At 61.1% G+C, this 16609-nt stretch carries 18 protein-coding genes; 11 read left to right on the plus strand and 7 right to left on the minus strand.

The features are described 5' to 3' along the window. Positions 1-34 precede the first annotated feature (34 nt). Together ACR0B5_RS17250 and rbfA are read right to left on the minus strand one after the other, a co-directional pair. The gene (locus tag ACR0B5_RS17250; protein ID WP_480542125.1) at positions 35-769 is read right to left on the minus strand and encodes a phosphodiester glycosidase family protein; all 735 of its coding nucleotides are present in this window, start codon (positions 767-769) and stop codon (positions 35-37) included. Then, on the minus strand, positions 766-1161 hold the full coding sequence (rbfA, locus tag ACR0B5_RS17255; protein WP_170379347.1) for a 30S ribosome-binding factor RbfA: 396 nt from the start codon (positions 1159-1161) through the stop codon (positions 766-768). Before rbfA ends, ACR0B5_RS17250 begins: the two co-directional genes overlap by 4 nt. 92 nt (positions 1162-1253) lie before the next feature. Between rbfA and dapB the strand changes: the two genes are divergently transcribed. Then, on the plus strand, positions 1254-2063 hold the full coding sequence (gene dapB, locus ACR0B5_RS17260; protein ID WP_480542127.1) for a 4-hydroxy-tetrahydrodipicolinate reductase: 810 nt from the start codon (positions 1254-1256) through the stop codon (positions 2061-2063). A 94-nt stretch (positions 2064-2157) separates the two neighbouring features. After that, positions 2158-3267 carry an NADase-type glycan-binding domain-containing protein gene (locus ACR0B5_RS17265; protein WP_480542129.1) on the plus strand — a complete coding sequence of 370 codons (1110 nt, stop codon included), beginning with the start codon at positions 2158-2160 and terminating at the stop codon, positions 3265-3267. A gap of 3 nt (positions 3268-3270) precedes the next feature. Here the strand turns inward: ACR0B5_RS17265 and ACR0B5_RS17270 are convergent, their stop codons facing one another. Genes ACR0B5_RS17270 through tmpA form a run of 3 tightly spaced genes read right to left on the minus strand, consistent with a single transcriptional unit; the run spans position 3271 to position 5659 of the window. Further along, on the minus strand, positions 3271-3939 hold the full coding sequence (locus ACR0B5_RS17270; protein ID WP_480542131.1) for an ureidoglycolate lyase: 669 nt from the start codon (positions 3937-3939) through the stop codon (positions 3271-3273). Further along, a complete protein-coding gene (tmpB, locus tag ACR0B5_RS17275) occupies positions 3936-4526 on the minus strand; it encodes a (R)-1-hydroxy-2-trimethylaminoethylphosphonate oxygenase (protein ID WP_480542133.1) in 591 nt (196 codons plus the stop codon). Before tmpB ends, ACR0B5_RS17270 begins: the two co-directional genes overlap by 4 nt. Continuing rightward, the gene (gene tmpA, locus ACR0B5_RS17280) at positions 4523-5659 is read right to left on the minus strand and encodes a 2-trimethylaminoethylphosphonate dioxygenase (protein WP_480542135.1); all 1137 of its coding nucleotides are present in this window, start codon (positions 5657-5659) and stop codon (positions 4523-4525) included. The genes tmpB and tmpA overlap by 4 nt, the downstream gene beginning before the upstream one ends. A 100-nt stretch (positions 5660-5759) precedes the next feature. On the opposite strand from tmpA, the gene ACR0B5_RS17285 reads away from it, so the two are divergent. Continuing rightward, the gene (locus tag ACR0B5_RS17285; RefSeq protein ID WP_170721908.1) at positions 5760-6614 is read left to right on the plus strand and encodes a LysR family transcriptional regulator; all 855 of its coding nucleotides are present in this window, start codon (positions 5760-5762) and stop codon (positions 6612-6614) included. Positions 6615-6618: 4 nt separating this feature from the next. On the opposite strand, the gene ACR0B5_RS17290 is transcribed toward ACR0B5_RS17285, so the two are convergent. Then, positions 6619-6801: a DUF1674 domain-containing protein gene (locus ACR0B5_RS17290; protein ID WP_170643653.1), complete on the minus strand. Its 183-nt coding sequence runs from the start codon at positions 6799-6801 to the stop codon at positions 6619-6621. 90 nt (positions 6802-6891) lie between these two features. Here ACR0B5_RS17290 and ACR0B5_RS17295 point away from each other — a divergent pair, with 90 nt between their 5' ends. The 8 genes from ACR0B5_RS17295 to ACR0B5_RS17330 all read left to right on the plus strand — a co-directional run bounded on the left by ACR0B5_RS17295 (position 6892) and on the right by ACR0B5_RS17330 (position 15724). Then, on the plus strand, positions 6892-8148 hold the full coding sequence (locus ACR0B5_RS17295; protein WP_480542137.1) for an RsmB/NOP family class I SAM-dependent RNA methyltransferase: 1257 nt from the start codon (positions 6892-6894) through the stop codon (positions 8146-8148). 90 nt (positions 8149-8238) lie between these two features. Beyond that, on the plus strand, positions 8239-9978 hold the full coding sequence (locus tag ACR0B5_RS17300) for a heparinase II/III family protein (protein ID WP_480542139.1): 1740 nt from the start codon (positions 8239-8241) through the stop codon (positions 9976-9978). 22 nt (positions 9979-10000) lie between these two features. After that, complete coding sequence (gene purH, locus ACR0B5_RS17305) at positions 10001-11590, plus strand: bifunctional phosphoribosylaminoimidazolecarboxamide formyltransferase/IMP cyclohydrolase (protein ID WP_170767851.1); 1590 nt, start codon at positions 10001-10003, stop codon at positions 11588-11590. Further along, complete coding sequence (gene lspA, locus ACR0B5_RS17310) at positions 11590-12060, plus strand: signal peptidase II (RefSeq protein ID WP_170473146.1); 471 nt, start codon at positions 11590-11592, stop codon at positions 12058-12060. Before purH ends, lspA begins: the two co-directional genes overlap by 1 nt. Before the next feature lie 50 nt (positions 12061-12110). Beyond that, a complete protein-coding gene (locus ACR0B5_RS17315) occupies positions 12111-12626 on the plus strand; it encodes a DUF3035 domain-containing protein (protein WP_170555488.1) in 516 nt (171 codons plus the stop codon). A gap of 82 nt (positions 12627-12708) precedes the next feature. Next, positions 12709-14049 carry a M16 family metallopeptidase gene (locus ACR0B5_RS17320; RefSeq protein WP_170473153.1) on the plus strand — a complete coding sequence of 447 codons (1341 nt, stop codon included), beginning with the start codon at positions 12709-12711 and terminating at the stop codon, positions 14047-14049. Further along, the gene (locus tag ACR0B5_RS17325; RefSeq protein ID WP_480542141.1) at positions 14046-15350 is read left to right on the plus strand and encodes a M16 family metallopeptidase; all 1305 of its coding nucleotides are present in this window, start codon (positions 14046-14048) and stop codon (positions 15348-15350) included. Before ACR0B5_RS17320 ends, ACR0B5_RS17325 begins: the two co-directional genes overlap by 4 nt. Before the next feature lie 209 nt (positions 15351-15559). Further along, on the plus strand, positions 15560-15724 hold the full coding sequence (locus ACR0B5_RS17330; protein ID WP_170379318.1) for a hypothetical protein: 165 nt from the start codon (positions 15560-15562) through the stop codon (positions 15722-15724). A 52-nt stretch (positions 15725-15776) separates the two neighbouring features. Here the strand turns inward: ACR0B5_RS17330 and ACR0B5_RS17335 are convergent, their stop codons facing one another. After that, positions 15777-16586: an SDR family oxidoreductase gene (locus tag ACR0B5_RS17335; protein ID WP_480542143.1), complete on the minus strand. Its 810-nt coding sequence runs from the start codon at positions 16584-16586 to the stop codon at positions 15777-15779. Positions 16587-16609 lie beyond the last annotated feature (23 nt).

A 16609-nucleotide genomic window follows, 5' to 3' on the forward strand; every position in this document is an offset into this window, starting at 1 on the left:
CGCGGGTTAGCGGATCGTTTTGCCGCTGTCAAACTCAGGGCGCGTCTTCGACGACGCCTACGATTGGCCCCAGTGAGAACCCGATATCCGACCGTTTGCTAGCGCGCTCATACATGCGCGAAATATTTCCATCGAGGAACAGCGCATTCGGCGTTTCCAGCACGTCGCGGAACAGCCTGCCGAACTCATGAAAGGTCACGTAATCATCAGAGATCGCAAAGACCGTGCGCGTACCATCGGCACTGGTCCCCACACCATTGCGAATGTAGCGCGAGGTCGAATCAGGCAGGAACCGGGGGTGCAGTTCGCCGTCGATCACCAGCATCGGGCCGGATTGGGTGGCAAATCGGCACTGCGGGGCCTGATCCACGAAAGTGAGAGTTTCGAATACGTCAGCGCGGCCCTCGCGAATGCAGAACACCCCGTTGGGCAACAATCCGAAATTGCCCGGCCCGGCATTCGGGATCACTCGCATCTTCTCTTGCCCGTTTTCAACATAGTGGCCGACGGGCGAGCGGTCGTCGTGATACATGCCCGCATTCATCGCAAAGGCCAGCCGTTTGCCTTCGAGCGCAAGCGTGTCGTTCACTGATGAGAAATGCCCAAGCAAATCGCCTTCGTCATCGTTCAGAAACAGGCGTATGTCTTCCGAGGCATCGACCTCGCAGACCGTATACCGTCTGTCCTCATGGGTCAGCTTCTCACAGGTGACCGCATGGGCCTGCGCGGCCCAGAGAACCGCGCCTATTGTTACGAATGCCCGGATCACTCGTCCAGATCGCGGCGCACCGCGTCCTGTTCGAACATACGGCGGGTGTCGTCCAGACGGTCAAACGTGTCATCCAGACGGAACCGCAGATCGGGCGAGAATTTCAGGTTCAGCTTTTTGCCGATCATGCGCCGTAGTTCGCCTTTGTTGCGGGCGAGCAGGTCGATCACATCTTCTTGGCCTTTGCCGCCCAGCGGCAGCACATAGGCGGTGGCGATCTTCAGATCGGGCGAGGTGCGGACCTCACCCACGGTGATCGACATACGGTTCAGGTCGGGGTCGTGGACATCTCCGCGCGCCAGAACTTCGGACAGGGTGCGGCGGATCAGTTCGCCGACACGCAGTTGCCGTTGGGACGGGCCGGGGCCATCGTGGAATTTGTTCTTTGCCATAAACCCCGATCTAAGCGCAAAGCAGGGCTTTGCCAAGCGGGCGCGAACCGGGTAGGAGGCTTTGAGCCGACTATATCTAGGGGAAGAAAGCAATGACCCATATTCCGGGGATCGTCATCACAGGGGCTTCGGGCCGTATGGGGCAGATGCTGATCAAGACCGTGACTGACAGCGATCAGGCCCGTCTTGTCGGTGTGGTCGAACGCGCGGGCCATGACTGGATCGGTCAGGACGTGGGCACCGCCATGGGCGGCCCCGCGCTGGGCGTGACTGTGACGGACGATCCGCTGGAGGCGTTCGCACAGGCGCAGGCCGTGATTGACTTCACCGCGCCCGAGGCGACGCTGGAGTTTGCTGCTTTGGCTGCGCAGGCGCGGTGTGTGCATGTGATCGGCACCACCGGCATGACCGAGGAACAGATCGCTGCGCTCGAGCCTGCCTCGCGCCATGCGGTGATCGTGCGAGCGGGGAATATGAGCCTTGGCGTCAATCTGCTGGTGCAACTGACCAAAAAAGTCGCCGCTGCGCTGGATGAGGATTTCGACATCGAGGTAATCGAAGGCCATCACCACCATAAGGTCGATGCGCCCTCGGGCACTGCGCTGATGCTGGGTGAAGCCGCTGCCGAGGGGCGTGGCGTAAAGCTGTCGGATGTGGCCGACCGGGGGCGCGATGGTATCACCGGCGCCCGTAAACGTGGAGACATCGGCTTCCATGCCATTCGCGGCGGAGACATCGTGGGTGAACATGACGTCCTGTTCGCCGCGCTAGGCGAACGGATCGTTTTGCGCCATCTGGCCACCGATCGCGCCATCTTTGCCCGCGGCGCGCTGAAGGCGGCGCTGTGGGGGCAGGGCAAGGCACCGGGTCAGTATGACATGGTGGATGTGCTGGGGCTCTAACCCAACACAACCAATGAGATTTTTTGAACATGGGCTTTACCTGACGCCGGGACTCGATCCATGCTTGCCTCGTAAGGCAAGGGGGAAGAGTGCTTTGGTCAAGTCAGTTGCAGGGGCGTTTCTGCTTTCGCTGGCCGCTGGTAGCGTTTTGGCCGAAGACCAACAGGTGGTTTGCACGGTCGAGGGCTGCAAGGAAATCACGTTGCAAAAGCCCCGCTTCAGCGAATCCAGCGCGTTTTCGGTGCAGCAAGTTTGGGGTGTGGTGGACAGCATCCTGGCCGTGTCCGGCCTGTTGCCGAATTTCGAGGTGCTTGAAACCACCGAGGTCGATAACGCAGCGGCTGTAATCTTCAAAGAACAACGGTACTTGGCATTCAACCCGGACTGGCTGTCGCAATACGAAGCGGACCCGAACGCCTATTGGCAGCTTTATGGTGTGATCGCCCATGAGGTCGGTCATCATCTTCAGGGACATACGATCATCGAAGGAGGGTCGCGCCCGCCCACCGAATTGGAGGCAGATGAATATGCCGGATTCGTTCTCGCTGCACTTGGGGCCAACCTGACGCAGGCTCAGTCCCTGTGGGAGACCTTGCCCGCACAAGGGTCAGCGACCCATCCGCCCCGCCATCAGCGCCTTGCAGCGGTTGAGCGCGGATGGCTGCGACGCAATGGGCAGGCGCCATCCACGGCGACACCAACGGCTGAGCCGCCTGAACCCGAAGTGCCACCACCACCGGGTTGGCTTATGAACAGCTGCACCGGTATTTCGGTTGCCGGGCAGTGGGCGGATTTGTGTTTCAGTTCAGTTTTGAAGGCGCAAGGCAGCAACAACTACGGCCCTCGAAATGTGACGGACCAAGACAACCGCACCGCTTGGGTGGAAGGTGTATCTGGCCATGGATACGGTGAAGCATTCGTTCTGGCTTTTGATTCACCCACGCTGATCAGCCGCTGGGCAATTCGGAACGGCTATGCCAAATCGGAACGGACCTTCATCCGCAACAGTCGTGTGCGCGAACTGAAGTTGAGCTTTTCGAATGGTTCCACGACATCTTTCACCATCGACGACACATCAGACTGGCAAGAGACCAGCGCTTTGGCCAACTATGGTGCCGTATCCTGGGTCGTGTTCGAGATCACCGATGTCTACCCCGGCACGCACTATCAGGACACGGCGATTACCGAGCTTGTCTTCGAGTGATCGTCAAAGATCCTTAACCTTGTCCGCGCGCAACGGGCAAGCGAGATAGACGCCGAATTCTTTGCCGATATCTGCGCTGACGCGGGCGTGAACCGCGCCTTGCCGGTCGAGAAAGCGCTGGTTGTCTTCAACTGGGAAAATCCCCTCATGCCAGATGCCGGGATGGATATAGAGGCCGCGAGACCCATCGCACCAGAACGCCACCACTTTGTCTGGGGTCAGGTTATCGCCCGGCAGGGCGGCGGGAACGATGAAGGGCTTGTTGTCCAGCGGCCAGAACATTTGCCCGCCATCCGGGTGATAGTTCATGTGCCACAAAAGGACTTGATCGCGCGGTGCGCTCTGCCGCTCGACCTGTGCCTGCTGAGGATCAGTTGACCAGCCCAGTACATAATGTCCCCCCACTGCTTCGTTTCGGCCATAGAGGACATCGCCTTTCCACTGCCCATGGAACGTGCCTTCGACCCAGCCGCCTTCATCTCCGGTGCCTTCGTCGATGGGCCGCCAGCCTTGCTGCGGCCAGCGGGTGATCTCGATCTCGAACCCTTCGGGGTCATCGACCAGACAGCCATAGCCTTTGACCGAAGCGTCCGTGGCGCGGATCAGGGGAACCTCGTGCCACGGCAGCGAGGGTTTGGTGCTGGCTTCAAAGATATATTCCGGGGCGTTCATGGCGTAACCATATGCTTGTCGACCATACGCTGCACCATCGGGGCGAAATGTGCAAAGTCAGGGGTTTCCATACCCGCGCGCTTTCCGGCCTCATCGAGATATCGCACCTGAATGATCTCTTTCAGGTTTGGGTTGGCCTCGAACGCGGTCACTTCCTCGGAACTCATCGGGCCACCTTGCAGTTCCAGCGTGTGGACCGAGGCGGCGGACAACCGGTTTAAATACTCGGGCTTCGTGGCGCAAAGATACCGTTTGGCCGCCACGTGGTAGCGGCAGCAATCGGTGATAACGGACGGGAAGAACTGCTCGAGCACTTCCGCACCTGCGTCTTCATGATGGCGATCCTCGGTGTCATCCGGGTGATATGTCCCGAATTCCGAGGTGAAGTGGCCGATGTCATGCAGGAGCGCACCCACGATGATCTCTTCGGGCATGCCGTTCTGTTCGGCGATGGTGGCCCCTTGCAGCATGTGCTCGGCCATGGTCACGGGCTCGCCCAGATATTCCTCGCCACCACGGCGGTCGAAGATATCGCCGATGAAAGCCACGATATTGTCGCGGTTCAGGGTCGTGAAATCGGGTTTCATTCCGCCGCCTCCGGCTGTGCCATGTCCATAGCGGCCAGAGTGGACAGCAACCCGTCCTTGTCTGAGTAGCAGCCCTGCAGCCACCGCGAACCTGCACCCGAGTAGCCAAGTCGCGCGTGCAGCACGCGCGTGTTGTCGACGATGAAGCTCTCGCCCGGTTCAAGCTTGAACGAAACGCCCATCGCAGGGTCGTCGATGATGCCCCCCAGCTGGCGGTAGGCGGCGTAGTAGGCCTCCATCTTGTCGAAGGGCACATCCACAAAGGGTGCGGAGGAGCGATTGTTGAACCGGATGCCGATGATTTCGCCATCGGGTGATAGTTCTATCATCGGACGGCGTGACCGCAGGCAAACTCCGTCTGAGCCTTTGTATTCGAACCGCGCCGGGAAGCCGGCCAGCAGGGCAAAGCCCTCGGGATTCTGGTCGCGCAGCTTCTCGGCCGCGCGGAACCCGTCAACCACGATCGAGTCGCCGCCCTCGGCGCTGTTTTCAAGACAGTAGAGGATTTGCAGCGTCGGCACCGGATCGCGGTAGGGATTGTCGGTGTGGGCCTGCAATCCCAGCCCGGTATAGGCGAGGTTGGTCGGGTTCACCTCGGTCCGGACCTCGAAATAGGGACCGTAGTTGGTCTCACGCACATAGCCGAACAGGTCGGCCACCTTCAGCAGCGACTCGGGCTCGGTCGGGCCACCGGTCAGTTTGGCAAAGCCGAATTCGGCCACAGCCGCCAGCCAGTTGCGTTTGGCGCTGGGGTTAGCGTGAACCGCGTTCCAGTCGCCGCTGGGGGCTGCGATGCCGCTTTCCCATGTGGTGATGCCGGGGGCGATGCGCCCGAACGGGGCGCTTTGATCGCGATCGTAAACATGATCGGCCAGCCATTCGGCGGGGAAGGTGACGGTTTTACCCTCTGGCTGGAAGGTGACGCTCAGATCGCCGTCGATCACCTCGGCCGCGCTGACTGAGGTGTTTTCGGGGATGTCGCCAATGGTGATCAGGCGCTGCCCGTTGCCCGGCGCGCGGGTGTCCGGGTCAAGCGCGTTGTCGCGCAACCAAATGGCATGAAATCGGGCTGAGGTTCCGTCGGTGAATTCAATAGTCACAACCGAAGGGTCATAGGTGGCGGTGCGCAGCATGGGGTCTCTCCTGTTCAGCGCGGGCTTTGCTTGAAGGGGATACGCCCCCCGTGCCATTATCACAATTAATGCTTATTTCGTCTGAGGGTTGGTTTTTCTAATGGCTAAGGAAAAGATCGGTTTGCCGCCTCTTGACTGGCTGCGGGTGTTCGAGGCGGCTGGTCGACTGGGCGGTTTCTCGGCCGCTGCGCGTGAGTTCGGTTTGACTCAGGCCGCGGTGAGCCAGCGGATTGGCAACCTTGAGGCCTGGCTCGGGCGCACACTTTTTGTGCGTGAGGCGCGGGGCGTGTCGCTGACCATCGAAGGCGAAAGCTATCTGCCGCTGGTGCAAGACAGCCTGCAGGCGCTGGAGCGCAACACCGAAGACCTGTTCGGCAAATCCCCGCGCGAGCTGCGGGTCGCGGGGCTTTCCTCACACATCCACGCACTGGTTCTGCCAGCCTTGCCTGCCTTTCTGAACATGCGGCCCAAGGTGCGGGTGATGACGGATTCGGTGACACGCAGAACGTCGCTGGAGGAAGAGCGGACATGGCTGCAAATCCGCTACGGTCGCGGTGTCTGGCCGGGGCGCAAGGCCAAGCTGATCGCGCCCGAGGTGCTGGCCCCGATGGCCGCGCCGGAAGTGACTTGGGGCGCGCCCGTGATTGATCTGCGGGGCGAGCGGCCCGGCTGGCAGGACTGGGCGCAGGGCGCGGGGATCAAGGACCTGCCGCAGGGCCGGATCAGTTTTGATTCCGTCGGGCACGCGATGAAGGCAGCGCGGCAGGGGTTGGGGGTTGTTCTGGGATCAGTGCCCCTCGCTGCTGAAAGCTTGCAGTCGGGGCGTTTGCGCAGGCTGGACCTGCCAGAGCTGAAGACCAAGGATGGCTATTGGCTGACATGGCCTGAGGATCGGGCCAAATCGAAAAAGCAACGCGCGTTGTTGGATGATTTCCTGCAAGCGCTGCGGGGGTAAACCATCAGAAGTCGATGGCGATGCCCTTTTTCTCCCAATCGCCGTAGCGCGCCGGGTCTGGTCCGTCACGTCCGCCCAGCTCTTTCGGCATGTCTTTTGCCTCGGCTTCGGCCTTGCGGCGGCGCTCGGCGGCCTCGGCCAGTGCGCGCTGGGCTGCGGGCGGCAGATCTTTGGTATCGTCACTCATGACATCGGGTTCCTTTCCGGTCACGGTCTTGATATACGCCACCGTCCGCCAAAGGCAATGCGGACCACAAGCACATCAAAAGGCGGTTCCATGTCCGAAAATGCAACAGCGGCGCGACGCAGCGCGATCTATCTGCTGGATCAGATTTTGGGCGAAGGGCGGCTTTTGTCCGAATGTCTGGCCGCAGGCGCGCTGGATCGGTTAGCCCCGGAAAACCGGGCGCGGGCGCAGCGCCTGACGCTGGAAACCCTTCGCGGTCTCGAGCGCGCGGACCGGCTGCTCGACAATCACCTCAATCGCACCCCGGCGCTGACTGTCCACAACGCGTTGCGTCTGGGCGCGGTTGAGCTGTGCCACGGCGAGGCCGCGCATGGTGTGGTGAATTCCATGGTCGAGATTGTTGCCCGCTCACGCAAGCATGGGCGTCTCAAGGGATTGGTGAATGCGGTGCTGCGCAAGGTGGCCGCCGAAGGGCCAGACGCTTGGCCCAAGATGCGCGTGCCGCGTCTGCCGGACTGGCTTCGTGATCCGCTGGTCATGGCGTGGGGGGCAGAGGCCGTTGCTGGTATGGAGCAAGCGCATTTCGTAGCCGCCCCACTGGATCTGACGGTCAAGCCGGGGGCGGGTGCGCCGGGTCAGGCTCTGCCTACCGGGTCAATGCGGGTGCAGGATGCGGGGCAGGTTTCGGCCTTGCCGGGCTATAACTCGGGCGATTGGTGGGTGCAGGATGCGGCGGCGGCGATGCCGGTGCGCGTGCTGGCCCCAAAGGCCGGTGAGAAAGTCCTCGACCTTTGCGCAGCACCGGGGGGCAAGACGTTGCAAATGGCCGCTGCTGGGGCCGAGGTGACGGCACTGGATATCTCGAAGCAGCGGTTGGAGCGGGTGCGCGAAAACCTCACGCGCACCGGGTTGAAGGCGACTGTTATCGCCGGCGACGCCCTGGACTATCAGGGTCAGTATGATGCGATCCTGCTGGATGCGCCCTGTTCGGCAACCGGTACGATCCGCCGCCACCCGGATCTACCCTTTGCCAAGGACGGCTCGGAGTTCGGCGGTTTGATCGAGTTGCAGACCCAGATGCTGGCCCATGCTTGGAGCCTGCTCAAGCCGGGCGGGCGGTTGGTCTATTGCACCTGCTCTCTGCTGCCTGACGAGGGCGAGGTGCAGGTTGAGGAGGCGCTGGACATGTACCCGGATATGTCCGTGGATCGAGACGCGCTGACCCTCGATGGCGTCGAGCCGGGCTGGATCACCGAAGAAGGCGGCCTGCGTCTGCGCCCTGATTTTTGGCCGGATCGCGGCGGGATGGATGGATTCTACATCGCCTGCCTGAACAAATCCGCCTGAGCGCATGCTTTTCGATGACTTGACGATCGGCGCGGTCTATCGTTGGGTCTCAAGCGCCAGCAGAGCGCAAGAGGCAGAGTAACGAGCGTCATGTCAGATACGGACACCATGACCAGCCGGTGGATGCGGTTCCAGAACCGTCTTTATGCGCGCCTGAGCCAGCGGCAAAAGGCGGTCACGGGGTTTGTCACGCAGCCCGAACCGCGCACCGTTGGGTCTTTTGCCCGTGGTCGTCAGCTGGTGGCGGGCAATCTTCTGTTTTCCGGATATCTCGTCGAGGCACAGGATACTGGCCTGTGGGAGGTCACGGCCCCCAGTCTGGGTTTTGACGATGATAGGCACGGCTTTGCCTGGCTGGATGATCTGGCGGCAGTCGGCGATATGCGGGCGCGGGACAAGGCACAGCGATGGGTCTGGGGCTGGATCGAGGCGCATGGGCGCGGGCAGGGGCCCGGGTGGGTGCCCGATCTGACCGGACGGCGCGTCATGCGCTGGATAAACCACGCGTCCTTCTTGCTGCGCGGCGCAGATGAGGCGCAGACCAAACTGTTTTTCCGGTCTCTCGCGCAACAAACATGGTTTCTGTCGAAACGCGCCCATGCCGCAACGCCGGGATTGCCGAGATTTGAGGCACTGGCCGGTCTGGTTCAGGCCGGGCTGGCCTTGCAGGGGTTGGAGGGGATGGCCGATCCCGCCCTGCGTGCGTTGGCGCGCGAATGCGAACGGCAGGTCGACAAACAGGGCGGCATCCCGACGCGCAACCCCGAAGAGCTGCTTGAGGTGTTTACGCTGCTCGGCTGGACTTCCGCCGCCCTCAGCGATCTTGGACGCGGTACGCCGGTGGCGCAGGCCGCAGCGATCAAGCGGATCGCGCCTACATTGCGCAGTTTGCGCCATGCGGATGGCGCTCTGGCCCGGTTCCATGGTGGCGGTCGCGGGGTCGAAGGCCGGTTGGAACAGGCGCTGGCCCAAAGCGGGGTCAAGCACAAGGCGGCGACGGAATTGCCCATGGGTTTTGCCCGGCTCTCTGCCGCCCGCACGACCGTGATCGTTGATGCCAGCCCTCCGCCCGTTGGCGCGGCCTCGTTGAACGCGCATGCCTCGACCACGGCGTTCGAGCTGACCTCGGGTCGGCGTCCGCTGATCGTGAATTGCGGCTCAGGGGCCAGTTTTGGGCTGGATTGGCGTCGGGCGGGACGGGCTACGCCGTCTCATTCCACGCTCTGTCTGGATGGATATTCCAGCGCGCGTCTCGCTAAGCCTGTGACGGGCAGCGAGCGGCAGGCGCTGGTGGATGCGCCGCAAGACGTCCCCGTGGATTTCGAGGACGCGTTCGAGGGCATCCGCTTCATGGTCGGCAATGATGGCTATACGAAGGTTTTCGGCCTGACCCACGCCCGCACGTTCGAGCTGCGCTTTGACGGGCGCGAGCTGACGGGCGAGGATATCTTGCTGACCACAAGCGACAAATCCAAGCGGCAGTTTGACAAGGCGATGGATGCCTCGCGCCTTTCAGGTGTCGGGTTTGATATCCGGTTTCATCTGCACCCGGATGTGGATGCGGCCGTGGATTTGGGCGGCTCCGCAGTGTCGATGGCCCTCAAAAGTGGTGAGATCTGGGTTTTCCGCCATGATGGCGTGGGAAAATTGTCCGTCGAGCCAAGCGTTTACCTTGAAAAAGGGCGTTTAAAGCCGCGCGCGACAAAACAGATCGTTCTATCTGGCCGCGCAATGGAGTATGCGACGCGCATCCAGTGGACGTTGAGCAAGGCGCAGGATACAGCCTATGCCGTGCGCGACTTGCACCGGGACGAACCCGAATTCGACTGACGCCAAAAGGACCTTTGGACCCATGACCGACTTTCACCCCGTGCGCCGCGCGTTGCTTTCCGTTTCCGACAAGACCGGGCTGATCGAACTGGGAAAGGCGCTGGCCGAGCGTGGAATCGAGTTGCTGTCCACTGGTGGAACCGCCAAGGCACTGCGCGATGCGGGGCTTGAGGTTCGGGACGTCAGCGAGATCACAGGCTTCCCCGAGATGATGGATGGTCGGGTCAAGACCTTGCACCCGATGGTGCATGGCGGCCTTCTCGCGCTGCGCGACAATGACAGCCACGTCGCGGCCATGGAAGAACACGGCATTGGTGCAATCGACCTGCTGGTCGTGAACCTCTATCCGTTCGAGGCGACCGTGGCCAAAGGGGCCGACTACGACACCTGCATCGAGAATATTGATATCGGCGGTCCGGCGATGATCCGCGCGGCGTCCAAGAACCACGCTTTTGTGAACGTGGTTGTGGATGTTGAAGACTATTCATCGCTGCTTGACCAGTTGGAAGAGAACTATGGCAAGACGTCCTATGGGTTCCGCCAATGGCTGGCGCAAAAGGCCTATGCCCGCACAGCGGCCTATGACACAGCTGTTTCGAACTGGATGGCTGATGCCCTGCAGCTAGAGGCCCCCAAGCGCCGTGCCTTTGCCGGTGAGCTGAAACAGACCCTGCGCTATGGCGAGAACAGCCACCAGCAGGCGGCGTTTTATACCGATGGCACCAACCGCCCCGGCGTGGCGACCGCCTTCCAGCATCAGGGCAAGGAACTGAGCTACAACAACATCAACGACACCGACGCAGCCTTTGAGCTGGTTGCCGAGTTCAACCCTGCCGACACTGCCGCCTGCGCGATTATCAAACACGCCAACCCCTGCGGTGTCGCGACCGGAGCGACCTTGCTGGACGCGTATAAATCGGCCTTCGATTGCGACCGGACCTCGGCCTTTGGCGGGATTGTTGCGTTGAACCAGCCACTGGACGCGGAAACGGCGCAGGAGATCACCGGTATCTTCACCGAGGTCGTCATTGCCCCCGGTGCCTCGGATGAGGCCAAGGAGATCTTTGCCGCCAAGAAGAACCTGCGCCTTTTGACGACTGAGGGTCTGCCGGACGTGACCGCCGGTGGGAAAACCGTGCGTCAGGTGGCCGGTGGCCTTCTGGTCCAAGACAAGGATAACGGGTTTGTCGGCATGGATGACCTGAGAGTGGTCACCAAGAAAGCTCCGACCGACGAGCAGATGCGAGACCTTCTGTTTGCGTGGAAAGTCGCCAAACACGTCAAATCCAACGCTATCGTCTACGTCAAGGATGGCGCGACCGTCGGGGTTGGCGCAGGCCAGATGAGCCGCGTCGACTCGGCGCTGATTGCGGCCAAGAAAGCCGAGCGCATGGCTGATGTGCTTGGACTGCCGCAGCCGCTGACCATCGGCTCAGCCGTGGCCTCGGATGCGTTCTTCCCCTTCCCAGACGGTCTGATGGAAGCGGCTGAGGCAGGTGCGACCTGCGTGATTCAGCCCGGCGGTTCAATGCGCGACGACGAAGTGATCGCGGCGGCGGATGAGGCCGGTTTGGCCATGGTCTTCACCGGCATGCGCCACTTCCGCCACTGATGCGCAGCCGTCTTCTGCTCTGGGCCGCAATCACGGCATTTCTGATCGACCAGATCAGCAAATATCTGGTCGTTCACGTGATGCGCGTGGCTGAGGGCAATATCGACGTTCTGCCGCCGCTGCTTGTTTTCAAATACGGCGAGAATCGCGGGATCAATTTTGGCCTGTTTCAAGGGAACTCGGACGCTGCGCGGTGGGTTCTGATTGGTATCTCGGTTGCCGTCTGCATCGCGGTTGCGATCTGGCTGTGGCGGTCTGCCCCGACCAAGGTAATGCTGCTGAGTGGCGGGTTGCTGATCGGCGGGGCGCTTGGCAATGTGGTTGACCGGGTGCTGTATGGCTATGTTCTGGATTTCCTGAACATGTCCTGTTGTGGCATCAACAATCCCTTCGTGTTCAATCTGGCCGATGTGTTCATCTTTGCCGGTGCCATCGGACTTGTGTTGTTCGACAGTAAAAAGGCCTCGTGACGCGCCCGAAGAGATGCGTTAAAAGCACCTGAAACAGGTTGGAGACTCTGATGCGGTTGTCGCGCGCCCTACTTGCCATGATCCTTGGTGCAGCCGTTGCAGGTTGCAACAACCCAGGCCTGCGCGATCTTGACCCTCCGGGGGAAGGGCCAGATGAATTCTCCGTGCTGCCGGTTAAACCCCTGACCCAGCCGAAGGACTATGCGTTTCTACCGGCGCCCACACCGGGCGGTGGCAACCTGACGGATCCGAACCCGAACGCAGACGCCGTGGTGGCACTTGGGGGTAACGCGTCGGCTCTGAACCCGAATGCGGCGATTCCATCGTCGGATGCTGCGCTTGTAACTGCCTCAAGCCGTTATGGCGTTCCGGCAAACGCGCGCGCCGTGGTCGAGGCTGACGACGAAGCCTTCCGCAAGCGCCGTGGCCGTTGGACCGGTCTGCGCCTGTTCCCGGTCGATCGCTACCAGCAGGTTTACGAACGTCAGTCGATCGATCCCTTTGTCGAGACCGATGCAGCCCGTCGCATTGGGGTAGAAACTCCGTCTTCACCTCCGAATGAATAATTCTTTAACTTTCTGTCATCTCCCTTGATCCCGCCGGGCTCCACCGTAGTTTGAAGTCTAGAAACGAAACGGAGGATGCCCCATGGTTCGGGCTTTGGCACTATCTGCCGCCCTGATTGCAGCCACCCCGGTACTGGCCGAGGACGGGAAAGAGGCGGTCACAACCTTCACTTTGGACAACGGCATGGATGTCGTCGTGGTCGAGGATCACCGCGCGCCAGTTGTGCAGCACATGGTCTGGTATCGCGCCGGATCGGCAGATGAGCCGATCGGGTCGTCCGGCGTGGCGCATTTCCTCGAACATCTGCTGTTCAAGGGCACCGATACTTTGGCACCTGGCGAGTTTTCGGCCACGGTTGCGGCCAATGGGGGCAATGACAACGCTTTTACCTCTTATGACTACACGGCCTATTTCCAGCGCGTCGCGGCCGACCGGCTGGAGCTGATGATGCAGATGGAATCGGACCGGATGCGGAATATTCGCCTGTCCGAAGACGATATTGCCACCGAACGCGACGTGATTCTGGAAGAGCGGAACCAGCGCACTGACAACAACCCGCGCGCGCTGTTTGGCGAGCAGATGAACGCGGCGCAGTACCTCAACCACCGCTACGGCGTCCCAATCATCGGATGGCGGCATGAGATGGAGACGCTGGACATGGAGGACGCGCTCTCCTTCTACCAGACGCACTACGCCCCCAATAACGCCATCCTTGTCGTGACCGGAGATGTCGACCCGGACGAGGTGCGCAGCCTTGCGGATCAGTATTACGGCGTGATCCCGGCTAACCCGGACCTGCCGGAACGCATCCGCTCGCAGGAGCCTCCGCAAACGGCGGAACGTCGCCTGACCTACAAAGACCCACGTGTGTCGCAGCCCTATGTGCAGCGCAGCTACCTCGCCCCGGAACGCGATCCGGGTGCGCAGGAGAAAGCGGCCGCCCTGTTTCTATTGGCTGAACTGCTCGGGGGTGGCACGACCTCATATCTGAACGAGAAACTGCAATTCGAAGAACAGGTCGTTACCTATGCAGGCGCGTTTTACCGGGGGGTCTCACTGGATGACACCACCTTTGACCTGCTAGTTGTGCCGGCCGAAGGCGTCTCGCTGCAAGAGGCCGAGGATGCCATGGATCGGGTCGTGGCGGAGTTCATCGCCGAGGGCGTGAACGAAGAAGATCTTGACCGGATCAAGATGCAGCTGCGCGCCTCGCAGACCTACGCCCGAGACAATGTGGACGGCATCGGCAACCGCTATGGCCGTGCCCTGACCAGCGGCTTGACGGTTGAGGATGTGCAGGCCTGGCCCGACGTCCTGCAGGCCGTGACCGGGGATGAGATAATCGCCGCCGCCCGTGAGGTTCTGCAACTGGAAAGCTCGGTTACCGGCTGGCTGATGAAGGATGATGAGGTGACCCAATGAAACGCATCTTCGCAACCCTGATCGCCTTTGTCATTGCGCTGCCCGCATGGGCCGAGATCGAGATTGAGGAGGTCACCTCACCCGGCGGCATCACTGCATGGCTGGTCGAGGACCACTCGATCCCCTTTGCAGCGCTCGAGCTGCGCTTTCGCGGCGGCACCTCGCTGGATGACCCGGACAAGCGCGGTGCGGTCTACCTGATGAGCGGCCTGATTGAAGAGGGTGCGGGTGATATGGATGCCCGCACCTATGCGCGCGAGTTGGAGTCGCTGGCCGCCTCATTCACCTATAATGCCGGGGACGATTCGGTTTCGATCTCGGCCCGTTTCCTGACCGAAAACCGGGACGAGGTGATTGATCTGCTGCGCACAACCTTGCTTGAGCCGCGCTTTGATGAAGACGCGGTGGAACGTGTGAAGGCGCAGATCCTGTCCGGCCTGCGCTCGGACCTGACCGATCCGAACGATATAGCTGGTCGCAGCTTTGCCGCTATGGCTTATGGTGATCACCCCTACGGGTCTGAGGGTAAAGGCACGCTTGAAACCGTGGCGGCCCTGACGCGCGATGATGTAGTCACCGCCTATGACAGCGTATTTGCCAAGGATCGCCTCTATGTGGGCGCTGTCGGCGACATCACAGCCGAGGAACTGGGCGTGCTGCTGGATACCCTGCTGCTGGACCTGCCCGACACTGGCAAACCGATCCCGGAAAAAGCCGAGGTTCAGATCGAGGGTGGCGTAAGCGTGGTCGAATTCGACACGCCGCAATCCGTGGCGCTGTTCTCGCAGAAAGGGATCGACCGTGATGATCCTGATTTCTTCGCGGCTTTTGTCCTGAACCACATCCTTGGCGGCGGCGGTTTCGAGAGCCGCCTGATGCAAGAGGTGCGCGAAAAGCGCGGCCTGACCTACGGCGTCTATTCCTATCTGGCGCCCAAGGATCTGGCCTCAGTCTATCTGGGCTCGGTGTCGTCCTCCAACGACCGTATCGCCGAAGCCGTCGAGGTGATCCGCGACGAATGGGCCCGAGCGGCGTCCGAGGGCGTGACCCAGAAGGAACTTGACGACGCCAAGACCTATCTGACGGGTGCGTATCCGTTGCGGTTTGATGGCAATGGTCGGATTGCCGGGATCATGGTCGGGATGCAAATGCAGGGTCTGCCAATCGACTATATCGCGACCCGCAACGACAAGGTGAATGCGGTGACGCTGGATGAGTTAAACCGCGTGGCGTCCGAACTGCTGGACCCGGAGGGCCTGCACTTCACCATCGTCGGAAAACCCGAAGGGGTGGACGGCTGACGCCGTCCCCCCACGCTGAGGGCAGGATACCTATTGATAACGAGCGATGCGCCGCTTACCGGATCGGCAACTCTCCGCCTTAACTTACCGTTAACGCGTCTTGGCCATACTTTAGCCAGAAATGCCGAGAATTCTGTGATAATCGGAATATGAGATGAGATTCCCTTGGTCCTCATCTCTTGTCACAGCTTGGGATGGATAGTGACGCTATGGTAGTTGCGATTATGGGATTGGGCACAGTTGCAGGGTTGCTGACCTTTGCGGCAGCTTTGATTCTAGGCCAATCCCTGCTCAGCGCCTTTGCACTTTACGTGGTGGCCGGCGTCCTGACCTCGCTGCTGGTCGCCGCAGGGATCTATTTCAGAAGCTCTTGAGCTAGCTGTAGCCGAAACAAAGCCCTACGGCTGAACATTCAGCCTTCAAGCTTTAGCCCTCTTTCGCCGCCCGCAGCATCTGACCCATCATCTGGCCAAACTTGCCCGAGCCGCGCTGATACAAGGCTCCATCAACGGCCATGACTGTGCCGCTGATATAGCTGGCCATATCAGAGCTGAGGAACAGGCAGGCATTGGCCACGTCCTTCGGTTGTCCCCAACGGCCCAATGGAACGTCCTTGCGCAGCGCTTCGCCAGCATCAGGTGTTGGCGCAAGGCGTTTCGCCCCTTCGGTGCCCTCGATGAAACCAGGCACGACCGAGTTCACGCGGATGCCTTCGACGCCCCATTCCATGGACAGGGTTCGGGTGATCTGATCAACGCCCGCCTTTGCCGCGCAGACATGAGCCTGCCCTTCGTACGGCAGATAGGATTGCGGGGCCGAGATGTTGATGATGCTGCCACCGGGCCGTTTGAGGTAAGGGTAGGCCCCTTTCAGAACATGAACGGTGCCCATCAGATCGATGTCGACTACGGTCTTGAACGCATTGACCGACATCTCGGACATCAGCGCCGGGAAATTCCCCGCCGCTCCTGACACCAGCACGTCGAAATCGCCAAACGCATCATGGAACTGTTTCAACCCCGCCGACACGGCGTCCGGATCGCGCACGTCAAACGCCGCACCGATGGCCTCTGCCGCGCCTGCCGTTTTCAGCGCAGCGACCGTGTCATCCACTTTCTCTTGTGAGCGGCTGGCAACCGCCAACCTCGCGCCCGAGGCCGAGAAGGCCTCGGCAATCCCCCGGTTAATACCGCTGGTGCCGCCAATGACGATGACGGTTTTGTTTGCAAAGTCCATGTGGGCCTCCCGTGATGCGGGAG

Source organism: Ruegeria sp. AG1, from assembly GCF_056541705.1.